The sequence below is a fragment of the Amycolatopsis sp. NPDC058278 genome, assembly GCF_042881395.1.
In the GTDB taxonomy this organism is placed as follows: Bacteria; Actinomycetota; Actinomycetes; order Mycobacteriales; family Pseudonocardiaceae; genus Amycolatopsis.
In genome coordinates this window covers 88,459-100,966 of sequence record NZ_JBHVXZ010000025.1, presented here as the reverse complement: position 1 = coordinate 100,966, position 12,508 = coordinate 88,459, and the positions used below count along the sequence as shown (strand labels likewise).

11 protein-coding genes and 1 riboswitch are annotated in these 12,508 nt (G+C 71.0%); of the genes, 2 read left to right on the top strand and 9 right to left on the bottom strand.

The features are described 5' to 3' along the window. Positions 1 to 69: 69 nt before the first annotated feature. From glyA to ACFVYA_RS15850, 5 genes are all read right to left on the bottom strand, one after another. Positions 70 to 1,344, bottom strand: a complete 1,275-nt coding sequence (glyA, locus tag ACFVYA_RS15870; RefSeq protein ID WP_387045575.1) for a serine hydroxymethyltransferase — start codon at positions 1,342 to 1,344, stop codon at positions 70 to 72. Further along, a complete protein-coding gene (gene gcvH / locus ACFVYA_RS15865) occupies positions 1,344 to 1,721 on the bottom strand; it encodes a glycine cleavage system protein GcvH (protein WP_387045572.1) in 378 nt (125 codons plus the stop codon). Before gcvH ends, glyA begins: the two co-directional genes overlap by 1 nt. A gap of 15 nt (positions 1,722 to 1,736) precedes the next feature. Next, the gene (gene gcvT, locus ACFVYA_RS15860) at positions 1,737 to 2,828 is read right to left on the bottom strand and encodes a glycine cleavage system aminomethyltransferase GcvT (RefSeq protein ID WP_387045570.1); all 1,092 of its coding nucleotides are present in this window, start codon (positions 2,826 to 2,828) and stop codon (positions 1,737 to 1,739) included. 2 nt (positions 2,829 to 2,830) lie between these two features. Next, a complete protein-coding gene (gene gcvP / locus ACFVYA_RS15855; protein ID WP_387045581.1) occupies positions 2,831 to 5,662 on the bottom strand; it encodes an aminomethyl-transferring glycine dehydrogenase in 2,832 nt (943 codons plus the stop codon). 44 nt (positions 5,663 to 5,706) lie between these two features. Continuing rightward, a riboswitch (glycine riboswitch) is annotated at positions 5,707 to 5,805 on the bottom strand. Between the two features lie 145 nt (positions 5,806 to 5,950). Next, positions 5,951 to 7,267, bottom strand: coding sequence for a helix-turn-helix domain-containing protein (locus tag ACFVYA_RS15850; protein ID WP_387045568.1), 1,317 nt, complete (start codon positions 7,265 to 7,267; stop codon positions 5,951 to 5,953). A gap of 72 nt (positions 7,268 to 7,339) precedes the next feature. Between ACFVYA_RS15850 and ACFVYA_RS15845 the strand changes: the two genes are divergently transcribed. Continuing rightward, positions 7,340 to 7,537, top strand: coding sequence for a hypothetical protein (locus ACFVYA_RS15845; protein ID WP_387045565.1), 198 nt, complete (start codon positions 7,340 to 7,342; stop codon positions 7,535 to 7,537). On the opposite strand, the gene ACFVYA_RS15840 is transcribed toward ACFVYA_RS15845, so the two are convergent. From ACFVYA_RS15840 to ACFVYA_RS15825, 4 genes are read right to left on the bottom strand one after another with little or no spacing between them, the layout of a single operon-like run. Then, the gene (locus ACFVYA_RS15840) at positions 7,534 to 8,301 is read right to left on the bottom strand and encodes a 3-oxoacyl-ACP reductase (protein WP_285989106.1); all 768 of its coding nucleotides are present in this window, start codon (positions 8,299 to 8,301) and stop codon (positions 7,534 to 7,536) included. The genes ACFVYA_RS15845 and ACFVYA_RS15840 overlap by 4 nt on opposite strands. Further along, complete coding sequence (locus tag ACFVYA_RS15835) at positions 8,301 to 9,665, bottom strand: aldehyde dehydrogenase family protein (protein ID WP_387045562.1); 1,365 nt, start codon at positions 9,663 to 9,665, stop codon at positions 8,301 to 8,303. The genes ACFVYA_RS15840 and ACFVYA_RS15835 overlap by 1 nt, the downstream gene beginning before the upstream one ends. After that, on the bottom strand, positions 9,665 to 10,378 hold the full coding sequence (locus ACFVYA_RS15830) for a gamma-glutamyl-gamma-aminobutyrate hydrolase family protein (RefSeq protein WP_387045559.1): 714 nt from the start codon (positions 10,376 to 10,378) through the stop codon (positions 9,665 to 9,667). The genes ACFVYA_RS15835 and ACFVYA_RS15830 overlap by 1 nt, the downstream gene beginning before the upstream one ends. Beyond that, the gene (locus ACFVYA_RS15825) at positions 10,359 to 11,723 is read right to left on the bottom strand and encodes a glutamine synthetase family protein (RefSeq protein ID WP_285989103.1); all 1,365 of its coding nucleotides are present in this window, start codon (positions 11,721 to 11,723) and stop codon (positions 10,359 to 10,361) included. The genes ACFVYA_RS15830 and ACFVYA_RS15825 overlap by 20 nt, the downstream gene beginning before the upstream one ends. 210 nt (positions 11,724 to 11,933) lie before the next feature. Between ACFVYA_RS15825 and ACFVYA_RS15820 the strand changes: the two genes are divergently transcribed. Continuing rightward, positions 11,934 to 12,458, top strand: coding sequence for a general stress protein (locus ACFVYA_RS15820; RefSeq protein WP_285989102.1), 525 nt, complete (start codon positions 11,934 to 11,936; stop codon positions 12,456 to 12,458). Positions 12,459 to 12,508: the final 50 nt, after the last annotated feature.

The following is a 12,508-nucleotide window of genomic DNA, read 5'->3' as shown; positions in this document are numbered from 1 at the left end:
TCTTCTCGATCGGCGTCTCACTGTTGCGAACCTCAAGACGCAACAGCTTCCGGCCCTCGGGCAGCGCGCTCATCGCGCGAGGTCCGCGTACAGCGGGTGCTTCTTCGCCAGCGTCTCGACGCGGTCGCGGAGCTTCGCACGCACGGCGTCGTCGAAGTCCGGCTTGAGCGCCTCGGCGATGACGTCGGCGACCTCGGCGAAGTCGTCCGCCTGGAAACCGCGGGTGGCCAGCGCCGGCGTGCCGATCCGCAGGCCCGACGTGATCATCGGCGGCCGCGGGTCGAACGGGACGGCGTTGCGGTTGACCGTGATGCCGACCTCGTGCAGCCGGTCCTCGGCCTGCTGGCCGTCCAGCGCGGACTGGACGAGGTCGACCAGCACCAGGTGGACGTCGGTGCCACCGGTCAGCACCCGCACGCCCGCCGAAGCGCAGTCCTCCTGCGACAGCCGGGACGCCAGGATCCGCGAGCCCTCCAGGGTGCGCTGCTGGCGCTCCTTGAACTCCTCGCTCGCGGCGATCTTCAGCGCGACGGCCTTGGCCGCGATGACGTGTTCAAGGGGCCCGCCCTGCTGGCCGGGGAACACCGCCGAGTTGATCTTCTTCGCCAGCTCCTCGCGGCAGAGGATGAGCCCGCCGCGGGGGCCGCCGAGGGTCTTGTGCGTGGTCGTGGTGACGATGTCGGCGTGCGGCACCGGCGACGGGTGCAGCCCGGCCGCGACCAGCCCGGCGAAGTGCGCCATGTCCACCATCAGCTTCGCGCCGACCTGGTCCGCGATGCGGCGGAACTCGGCGAAGTCGAGCTGACGCGGGTACGCGGACCAGCCGGCGATGATCAGCTTCGGCTCGTGCTCGACGGCCAGGCGTTCGATCTCGGCGAGGTCGACGATCCCGGTCTCTTTGTCGACGTGGTAGGCGACGACGTTGTAGAGCTTGCCCGAGAAGTTGATCTTCATCCCGTGCGTCAGGTGACCGCCGTGCGCCAGGTCGAGGCCGAGGATCGTGTCGCCCGGCTTGAGCACGGCGAACATCGCGGCCGCGTTGGCCTGCGCGCCCGAGTGCGGCTGGACGTTGGCGTGCTCGGCGCCGAAGAGGGCCTTCGCGCGGTCGATCGCGAGCTGCTCGACGACGTCGACGTGCTCACAGCCGCCGTAGTAGCGGCGGCCCGGGTAGCCCTCGGCGTACTTGTTGGTCAGCACCGAGCCCTGCGCCTCGAGCACGCCCACCGGGGCGAAGTTCTCGGAGGCGATCATCTCCAGGGTGGACTGCTGGCGGGTGAGCTCGTCCGCGACGGCCGCGGCGACCTCGGGGTCGACTTCGGACAGGTGCTGGTCGAACGTCGACATCAGTTCTCCTGGGTGAGCTGGGCGTACGCGGCGGCGTCGAGCAGGTCCGGCACGTCCCCGGTCAGACGCACCTTCAGGAGCCATCCTTCGGTGTACGGGTCGGAGTTGATGACCTCGGGGGTGTCCGATGTGGTGCCGTTCACCTCGACGACCTCGCCGGAGACCGGCGCGTACAGCTCGCTGACCGACTTGGTCGACTCGACCTCGCCGAACACCTCGCCCGCGGTGACGTTCGAGCCGGCCTCGGGCAGCTGGACGAACACGATGTCACCGAGCGATTCGGCGGCGAAGGCGGTGATGCCGACGGTGGCGACGCCGTCCTCGACCTTCAGCCACTCGTGTTCCTTCGTGTACTGCAGGTTCTCGGGGATGCTCACAGTTCAGACAGTCCTTTACGCGCGGGAGTAGAAAGGCAGGGCGACGACCTCGACAGGCTCGATCCTGCCCCGGATGTCGACGGAGAGCTCGGTGCCGGGCTCGGCGTACGCCCGATCGACGTACGCCATGGCGATCGGGTAACCCAGCGTCGGCGACAGCGCGCCGCTGGTGACCTCGCCGATCTCGGTGCCGTCGGCCAGCACCGCGTAGCCGTGCCGCGGCGCGCGGCGACCGGCGCCCTTGAGCCCGACGCGCACGCGCGGGACGTCCGCCTCGGACCGCTCTTCCAGGGCCGCGCGGCCGACGAAGTCGCCGGGCTTCTCGAACTTGACGACCCGGCCGAGCCCGGCCTCGAACGGGCTCTGCCCGACGGTGAGTTCGTTGCCGTACAACGGCATCCCGGCTTCCAGCCGCAGCGTGTCGCGGCAGGCCAGACCCGCCGGGACCAGGCCGTGCGGCTCCCCCGCCTCCAGCAGCAGCCGCCACAACGCCGGTGCCTCGTCCGCGTCGACGAACAGCTCGAAGCCGTCTTCGCCGGTGTAGCCGGTGCGGGCGAGCAGGACGTCGTGGCCCTTCACCGAGGCCGGGACGCTGGCGTAGTACTTCAGGGCGTCCAGGTCGGCGTCGGTCACGGCGCCCAGGATCTCGACGGCCTTCGGGCCCTGGACGGCGATCAGCGCGGTCGTCTCGCTGCGGTCGTCCACCACGGCGTCGAAGCCCGCGACCCGCTCTTGCAGGGCGTCCGCGACGACCTGCGCGTTGCCCGCGTTCGCGACGACCAGGTAGTGCTCGTCGGCCAGCCGGTAGACGACCAGGTCGTCCAGGACACCGCCCTCGGCGTTGCAGATCATCGTGTACCGCGCCCGGCCCGGCTTGACCCCGGTCAGGTTGCCGACCAGCGCGAAGTCCAGGACGTCCGCCGCCTGCTTGTCGGTGACGTGGATTTCGGCCATGTGCGAAAGGTCGAACAGCCCGGCCGCCTCGCGGACGGCCTTGTGCTCGGCCAGTTCGCTGGCGTAGCGGACCGGCATCGACCAGCCGGCGAAGTCGGTGAACAGCGCGCCGAGTCCCTTGTGGACTCCGTGCAGGGAGGTCTCTTTGGACACTGTCAGCCTTCGTAAGCGTTGAGGGGCGGGCAGGAGCACACGAGGTTGCGGTCGCCGCGGGCGCCGTCGATGCGGCGCACCGGGGGCCAGTACTTGTTCTTCCGCGAAACACCCGCCGGGTACACGGCGAGTTCGCGGTCGTAGGCCTTGTCCCACTCCCCGACCAGCGTCTCGGCGGTGTGCGGAGCGCCCCGCAGCGGCGACTCCTCGGCGGTCCAGCGACCGGCAGCCACCTCGTCGATCTCGGCGCGGATGGCGATCATCGCGGCGATGAACCGGTCGATCTCACCCAGGTCCTCGGACTCGGTCGGCTCGACCATCAGCGTGCCCGCGACCGGGAACGACATCGTCGGCGCGTGGAAGCCGTAGTCGATGAGCCGCTTGGCGACGTCGTCGACCGTCACGCCGGTCTCTTTGGTGAGCTGGCGCAGGTCGAGGATGCACTCGTGCGCCACCAGGCCGTCCTGGCCCGTGTAGAGCACCGGGTAGTGCGGCGCGAGGCGCGAGGCGACGTAGTTCGCGGCGAGCACGGCGACCTTCGTGGCCGCGGTCAGGCCGGGCGCGCCCATCATCCGGACGTAGGCCCAGGAGATCGGCAGGATCGACGCCGAGCCGTACGGCGCGCCGCTGATCGGGCCGACGCCGGTCTCCGGGCCCGCAGCATCGAGCAGCGGATGGTTGGGCAGGTACGGCGCGAGGTGCGCGCGCACCGCGACCGGGCCGACACCGGGGCCACCGCCGCCGTGCGGGATGCAGAAGGTCTTGTGCAGGTTCAGGTGCGAGACGTCGCCGCCGAACTCGCCCGGCTTGGCCAGGCCGAGCAGGGCGTTGAGGTTCGCGCCGTCCACGTACACCTGGCCGCCTCCGTCGTGGACGATCTTCGCCAGCTCGTCGATGTCGTGCTCGTACACGCCGTGCGTGGACGGGTAGGTGACCATGATCGCGGCGAGCGTGTCCTTGTGCGCGTCCACCTTGGAGCGCAGGTCGGCCAGGTCGACGTTGCCCTCGTCGGTGCACTTGACGACGACCACGCGCATCCCGGCGAGCACCGCGGACGCGGCGTTGGTGCCGTGCGCCGACGACGGGATCAGGCAGACGTCACGTGCCTCGTCGCCGTTCGCGCGGTGGTAAGCGCGGATCGCGAGGAGGCCGGCGAGCTCGCCCTGGCTGCCCGCGTTCGGCTGGAGCGACACCTTGTCGTAGCCGGTGACCTCGGCCAGCCAGTCCGCGAGCTGCCCCACGAGCGTGTGGTACCCCGAAGCGTCCTCGGCGGGCGCGAACGGGTGGATGCCGGCGAACTCTCGCCAGCTGATCGGCTCCATCTCGGTGGTGGCGTTGAGCTTCATCGTGCAGGAGCCGAGCGGGATCATGCCGCGGTCGAGCGCGTAGTCCTGGTCGGACAGCCGGCGCAGGTAGCGCAGCATCGCCGTCTCGGAGCGGTGGGTGCCGAAGACCTCGTGGCCCATGAAGCCGCTCTCGCGGGCCAGGCCGTTCGGCAGGGCGACGCCGTCTTCGACGTCCGCCTCGATGCCGAACGCACGCAGCACCTTCGCGGTGATCGCCGGGGTGCTGACCTCGTCGAAGGCGACGCGGACGTGGTCGGCGTCGACGTGACCGAGGTTGATCCCGGCCTCGCGGGCGGCCGCGTGGACCTCGGCGGCCCGGCCCGGCACGCGCGCGACGACGGTGTCGAAGAAGGACTCGTGCACGACCTCGACGCCGGTCTTGCGCAGGGCCCCGGCGAAGCCCGCGGCGAGGCCGTGGACGCGCTGGGCGATCTTCTTCAGGCCGTCCGGGCCGTGGTAGACCGCGTACATCGCGGCCAGCACGGCCGGCAGGACCTGCGCGGTGCAGATGTTCGACGTCGCCTTCTCGCGGCGGATGTGCTGCTCACGGGTCTGCAGCGCGAGTCGGTAAGCGGAGTTGCCGTCGGCGTCGACCGAGACGCCGACCAGGCGCCCGGGCAGCGACCGCTCGAGGCCGGAGCGGACCGACATGTACCCGGCGTGCGGGCCGCCGTAGCCGAGCGGGACGCCGAAGCGCTGGGTCGAGCCCGCGGCGACGTCGGCGCCGAACTCGCCGGGCGCGGTGATCAGGGTGAGCGCGAGGAGGTCGGCGGCGACGGTGAACAGCGCGCCCGCGGCCTTCGCCGACTCGGAAATCGCGTGGTGGAAGCCGCGGCCGCGCAGCACGCCGGACGCGCCGGGGTACTGGACGACGACGCCGAAGAACTCCTCCGGCAGGCCGGTCAGCAGGTCGCGGACCTCGACCTCGATGCCCAGGGCCTCGACCCGGGTCCGCACGACGGCGATGGTCTGCGGCAGGCACTCGGCGTCGAGCACGACCTTGTTCGACTTGGACTTCGACGCGCGGCGCATCAGCGTGACGGCTTCGGCGACGGCGGTCGACTCGTCCAGCAGGGACGCGTTCGCGGTGGCCAGGCCGGTCAGGTCGGCGACCATGGTCTGGAAGTTGAGCAGCGCTTCGAGGCGGCCCTGGGAGATCTCCGGCTGGTAGGGCGTGTACGCGGTGTACCAGGCCGGGTTCTCGAGGACGTTGCGGCGGATCACGCCGGGGGTGACCGTGTCGGAGTAGCCGAGGCCGATCATCTGCGTCATCGGCCGGTTGCGCGCGGCGAGGGCGCGCAGCTCCGCGGTGGCGTCCTCTTCGGACGCGGCGGGCGGCAGCCGCAGGTCGGCGGTGGCGCGGATGGCGCTCGGGACGGCGGCGCCGACCAGGGCGTCCAGGCTGCCGTAACCGCACTCGGCGAGCATCTTCGCGCGTTCGGCCTCGGACGGGCCGATGTGGCGGGCGTCGAACTGCGTGGAAGTGATCGGGAGCTCCTCGGGCCGGGCACCGGACAGAACGGTGCGCTGGGAACTCCCCCTCTGTCATGGCACCTGAGAGTTTCACCGTGTGCGACACGGCTTTCACCTTGGGTGAGGCGCGGGTGCGCCTGCTTTCCAGAGTGGCCTCGCACGAAGCGGTAGCGGATACCTGAGAGATTCCGGGGAGTTTGCTCCTTCGGTGCCCCACTGAGTTCGTGAGGGCTCTCCCGCCTCGGCTCGACGGCCCGATCTGCAGTTGTGGCGGCTACGGTACCCGGCGCTTCCGGGAGACGTCTACTTCACCCGGCCAACACCACAGTGATCTCGACCGCCGCCCCGGTGCACCACCTTCCCGGCAAGGGCCGGTGGGCGCCGCACCCTCCCCGAGGGCAGGACCAGGCGTTTCAACGGCCCGCCGAGCGGGACCGGGGGCAGGCCCGCGCCCAGCAGGACCTGCTCGACGATCTGCTCGGCGTGCCACGCCACCGAGTCGTTGAGCCGGTCCATGCAGGGGCGGTCGCCGTCGAAGACGTCGGCGTCGTCCAGGGTCACCTCGAAGTACGCGCAGCCCGGCGGGACCGCGATCGCCTCCTCGATCGCGCGGGCGCCCTCGAGAGGGTCCGCGAACCCTGCTTCGAGCAGCGGCTCGCGGTAAATACGCGCTGCCCGCTCGCGCATGCGGGGGCCGTAGCGGACCACGACCGGGAGCCGTCCGGTCAGGTCCGGCACGGCCAGGCCGTGCAGCAGCATGATCGGCGGTACCGACTGCACCAGCCGGGGTGCGGGTCCGGCCAGCTCGCGGGCGGTGATCCGGACCCGGTCTTCCATCGCGTCGGGGAGGCCGAAGTAGCGGAAGTCGACGTTGCCGAACCCGAGGCCGTCGGCCACCAGCGAGGCCAGCAGCTCGCCGTAGCCCCAGATCGGCGACAGCACGACCACCGGCGGCGCGGCGACGACCGGCGACGGCACGGGCGGGCGGGTCGCCTCCTGCTCGGGCACCTGGATGACCAGCCGGGGCGGCTCGTGCCAGTCGTGCACCTCGGCGACCCGCCAGTACAGCCCGAGCGGCCGCCAAAGCTCGCCGAGGACCTCGTGCTCGATGATGCGGCGCACCTCGGCGTCGTCGTGGGGGAAGTCCCGCGGCGGCACGATCCCGACGTAGTGGTGGTAGGTCACGCGGACCTCGTCGCCGCGGGTGGCCGAGCGGATCCGCATCTCCCAGTCGATCGGCGACGCCGCGATGGCGTTGGCCACCTGCGTGCCGGGCGAGGAGTACACCAGCGCGGTGGCTTGGCGGAGGAACTGCCCGGCCCGGTCGATGCCCTCCCGCAGCGCCTTCGCCGCCTGCGCGACGTGCACCGGGCTCGCGAGGCTGTCGGGCAGCACCCCGGCGACCCGCAGCAGCTCGGCCTCACCGAGCCCGGTGACCTCGGCGAGCTCGGCCCAGTGGTCGAAGACGGTCACCTTCGGCGCGTGCCGGTGTTCGAGCCAGCTGCGCAGCGTCGACGTCGGAACGCCGATGCGCCGCGCGGCCTCGTCCAGCGAAAGACCCCGCCCGCGGATGCCGGCCCGGACCGCTTCCGCCCACTCGTCGGCGCGCCAGTGCGTCACCTCACAAAGCTAACGAAACCGGCTAGCTTTGCGCAGGGACGAATCGCCCACCCGGCGTCGACGCTGGTCACCATGACCACCACCATCGTCGCCCTGACGCTCATCGTCGGCGTGCTGACCTTCGCCGCCGGGGCCTTCCTCGCCTCCCAGGTCGCCACTCGCGTCCTGCGCCGTCGCGAACGGCTCGTCTCCGAGGAGCGGAAGAAGCTCAACGCCGCCTGGAGCTACCTGCGGGAGGTCTACGGCGTCAAGAAACCGACGAAGCGTTAGATCGGGGTGACGTACGCGCCGGAGATGCCGCCGTCGACCAGGAACTGCGACGCCGTGATGAAGCTGGCGTCGTCGCTGGCCAGGAAGGCGACCGCGGCCGCGATCTCCTCCGGCTCGGCGAAGCGGCCCACCGGCACGTGGACCAGGCGCCGCGCCGCGCGTTCCGGGTCCTTGGCGAACAGCTCCTTGAGCAGCGGCGTGTTCACCGGTCCCGGGCACAGCGCGTTGACGCGGATGTTCTCCCGCGCGAACTGCACCCCAAGCTCGCGGCTCATCGCGAGCACGCCCCCCTTGGACGCGGTGTAGGAGATCTGCGAGGTCGCCGCGCCCATCACCGCCACGAACGACGCCGTGTTGATGATCGAGCCCTTGCCCTGGCGCTGCATGTGCGGCAGGACGGCCTTGCAGCAGTGGTACACCGACGTCAGGTTGACGCGCTGCACGCGGTCCCACGCCTCGATGCCGGTGGTGAGGATCGAGTCGTCCTCCGGCGGCGAGATGCCGGCGTTGTTGAAGGCGACGTCGACCGAGCCGAACTGCTCCACCGTGCTGTGGAACAGGTTCTCGACCTGCTCGGCGTCGGTGACGTCGGTCTGGATGAACGCGCCGCCGATCTCGTCGGCGGCCGCCTTGCCCTCGGCCGGCGTGAGGTCCGCGATGACGACCTTCGCGCCTTCGCTCGCCAGGCGCCGGGCCGAGGCGAGCCCGATGCCGCTCGCGCCGCCGGTGATGACCGCGACGCGGCCTTCGAAACGCTGGACCATTACTCCTCCGTGCTCAGAAAGACGTTCTTGGTTTCGGTGAACGCCGCGGCGGCGTCCGGGCCGAGCTCGCGGCCGAGACCGGACTGCTTGAAGCCGCCGAACGGTGTCCAGTAGCGCACCGACGAGTGCGAGTTCACCGAGAGGTTGCCGGCTTCGACACCGCGCGCGACCCGGAACGCGCGGCCGGCGTCGCGGGTCCAGATCGACCCGGACAGGCCGTACTCGGTCGCGTTGGCCATCCGGATCGCGTCGGCCTCCTCCTCGAACGGCACGACGGCGACGACCGGGCCGAAGACCTCCTCGGCCGCGACCGGGTGGTGCAGGTCCGGCGGGGTGAGGACGGTCGGCGGGAACCAGAAGCCGCGGCCCGCGGGCGCGGTGCCGCGGATCGCCACGGGCGCGTCGTCGGGCACGTAGGAAGCGACCTTCTCCCGGTGCGCGGCCGAGATCAGCGGGCCCATCTCGGTCTTCTCGTCGGCCGGGTCGCCGACGACGACGCCGTGCACCGCGGGCTCCAGCAGTTCCATGAACCGGTCGTACGCGCTCGCCTGCACCAGGATCAGCGACCGCGCGCAGCAGTCCTGGCCCGCGTTGTCGAAGACGCCGTAGGGCGCGGTCGCCGCGGCCTTCTCCAGGTCGGAGTCGGCGAAGACGATGTTGGCGTTCTTGCCGCCCAGCTCCAGCGTCACCCGCTTCACCTGCGCCGCGCAGCCCGCCATGACCTGCTTGCCGACCTCGGTCGAGCCCGTGAAGACGACCTTGCGCACGCCCGTGTGCTCGACGAACCGCTGCCCGACCACGGATCCCTTGCCGGGCAGCACCTGGAAGACGTCCTCCGGGACACCGGCCTCGCGAGCCAGCTCGGCCAGCCGGAGGGCGGTCAGCGGCGTCAGCTCGGCGGGCTTGAGGACGACGGTGTTGCCGGCGGCGAGCGCGGGCGCGAACCCCCAGCCGGCGATCGGCATCGGGAAGTTCCACGGCACGATCACCCCGACCACGCCCAGTGGCTCCTGGAAGGTGACGTTGATGCCGCCCGGAACCGGGATCTGCTTGCCGATCAGGCGTTCCGGCGCCGCGGAGTAGTAGTTGAGGACGTCGCGGACGTTGCCCGCCTCCCAGCGGGCGTTGCCGATGGTGTGCCCGGAGTTCTCGACCTCCAGCCGCGCGAGGTGCTCGATGTCGGCCTCGACGGCGTCGGCGAAGCGGCGCAGCAGCCGCGCGCGGTCGCCGGGGGTGACGTCGCGCCACGCCGGGAACGCCGCGTGCGCGCGGGCGATCGCCGCGTCGGTCTCTTCGGCGCTGGTCAGCGCGACCGTCCGCACCACCTCTTCGGTGGCGGGGTTCCGGACGTCGAACGTGGTCATCACTTCTCCTTGCTCGCGTCGACGAGAGCCTGGAACAGCCGGACGTCGTCGCTGTCCTGCTCGGGGTGCCACTGGACGCCCAGCGTGAATTCGCCCGGCACCTCCGCGGCTTCGATCGTGCCGTCGGCCGCCCACCCGACGGCCTCCAGGCCGGCGCCGAGCCGGTCGATCGCCTGGTGGTGGTAGCACAGGGTCTTGGTCTCGGGCCCGAGGATCGCCGCCGCCCGGCTGCCTTCGGCCAGCGTGACCGTGCCCCGGCCGAAGGTCGCGGGCGCCGGTTGGTGTTCGGTTGTGTGCACGCTTTCGGGCAGGTGCTGGGCCAGGGTGCCGCCGAGGGCGACGCTCATCACCTGCAGGCCGCGGCACACGCCGAGCACCGGCTTGCCCGCCTTGCGCGCGGCTTCGAACAGGCCGAACTCGAAGGCGTCCCGCTCCGGCCGGACGTAGGTGGCCGGGTGCGGCTCCCGGCCGTAGCGCTCCGGCTCGACGTCGGCGCCACCGGTGAGCACCAGGCCGTCCACAGTGGACATCAGCCGGCCGTACCCGTCGGACACCGGCGGGAGCAGCACCGGGAGGCCGCCCGCCGCGACGACGCAGTCGACGTAGACCCGGTGCAGCAGCACGGCCTCGGTGTCCCAGACCAGGAACTTCGCGGGTTCGAGGTAGCTGGTGAGGCCGATGACGGGCCGGTGGTCAGAGGCGCTCGAAGCCACGGATCAGCTCCCAGTCGGTGACGGCGGCGTTGTAGGCGTCCACCTCGATCTTCGCCGCGTTCAGGTAGTGCTCGACGACGTCTTCGCCGAACGCCTCGCGCGCCAGCTCGCTCTCCGCGAGCGCGGCGGCGGCTTCGGGGAGCGTGGTCGGGACGGTGCCCAGGCCGGAGTCGTAGGCGTTGCCGGTGAACGGCTCTTCGAGCTCCAGCTCGTTCTCGATGCCGTGGAGCCCGGCGGCGATGAGCGCGGCCACGGCGAGGTACGGGTTGACGTCCCCGCCCGGCACCCGGTTCTCCACGCGCAGCGACTCGCCGTGCCCGACGACGCGCAGCGCGCAGGTGCGGTTGTCGGTGCCCCAGGCGATCGCGGTCGGCGCGAAGCTGCCGGGCACGAACCGCTTGTAAGAGTTGACGTTCGGCGCGAAGAAGTAGGTCAGCTCGTGCAGCCCGGCGAGCTGGCCGGCGAGGAAGTGCTCCATCAGCTTCGAGAAGCCGTGCTCGCTGTCCCCGGCCAGCACCGCGCGGCCCTCGGTGGAGCGCAGGCTGATGTGGATGTGGCAGGAGTTGCCCTCGCGCTCGTTGTACTTCGCCATGAAGGTGAGGCTCTTGCCCTCCTGCGCGGCGATCTCCTTGGCGCCGTTCTTGTAGACGCTGTGGTTGTCGCACGTGCTGAGGGCATCGGTGTAGCGGAAGGCGATCTCCTGCTGGCCGGGGTTGCACTCGCCCTTGGCCGACTCGGGGTAGAGCCCGGCACCCGCCATGTCGTTGCGGATGCGGCGCAGCAGCGGCTCCAGCCGCGCGGTGCCGAGCATCGAGTAGTCGACGTTGTACTGGTTGGCGGGCTTGAGGCCGTGGTAGCGCTTGTCCCAGGCGGCCTCGTAGGTGTCGTCGAAGACGATGAACTCGAGCTCGGTGCCGACGAAGGCGGCGAGCCCGCGTTCGGCGAGGCGGTCGAGCTGGCCGCGCAGGATCTGGCGCGGCGACACCGAAACCGGGCCGCCCTGCACGCGTTCGACGTCGGCCAGGACCAGCGCGGTGCCCTCGTGCCAGGGGATCTCCCGCAGCGTCTCGAGGTCGGGGCGCAGCACGAAGTCGCCGTACCCGCTGTCCCAGGAGGAGAGCGCGTACCCGCCGACGGTGTTCATGTCGACGTCGACGGCGAGCAGGTAGTTGCAGGCCTCGGTGGCGTGGCCGACGACCTCGTCCAGGAAGTACTCGGCCGAGCAGCGCTTGCCCTGCAGCCTGCCCTGCATGTCGGTGAGCGCGACGAGCACCGTGTCGATCGTGCCCGCGTCCACGCGCGCCCGGAGTTCGTCGAGCGTGAGCATGCCTCGCCTGCGTGCCATCGTCGCCCCAAAGGTTTGGTATGAATCCTTTGCCGGTCCTTCCTACCCGGTGAGGTAGGCTGGGTCAACCCGAGAAAAGGTATTTTTCTGAGCCATTGCACTCGTGGCTGGATTGTCCGGGTTGCCCGGCTGAGAAGAGCCTGTGAATTCGCCCGTCCGGGAGGAAACCGGGGTCCCCGCACGTTGTACGGGGCAAGAGAGGTGAGATCGATGACCACAGCATTCACGCAGCAGAGCACGATCGGACAGCAGCAGGCCCGGCCCCAGCTGCCGACCCTGCCCACCGGCTGGCCGATCGGTTCGTACGAGTCCTACGAGCAGGCCCAGCGCGCGGTCGACCACCTCGCGGGCACCGACTTCCCCGTCACCGACGTCACGATCGTGGGCGTGGAGCCACTGCTCGTCGAGCGGGTCGCCGGCAAGATGTCGTGGAGCAAGGTCCTGGGCAGCGCGGCGACGTCCGGCGCGATGTTCGGTCTGTTCCTCGGCCTGATGCTCAGCCTGCTCAACCCGGGTGCCGGCCTGGTCCCGATCGTGATCGGCCTGGTCGCCGGGCTCGGGTTCAACCTGCTCTTCGGCGCGCTGGGCTACGCGGTGAACCGGAACAAGCGCGGGTTCATCTCGCAGAGCCAGCTGGTCGCCCGCCGCTACGACGTCCTGTCCCAGCCGCGCAACGCCGAGAAGGGCCGCGCGCTGCTGGCCGACCTCGCGGCGCGCAGCGCGTTCGGCCGCTGACGCCCGTCGACCGGAAGGCCGTCTCCCCCGGGAGGCGGCCTTCGCCGTGC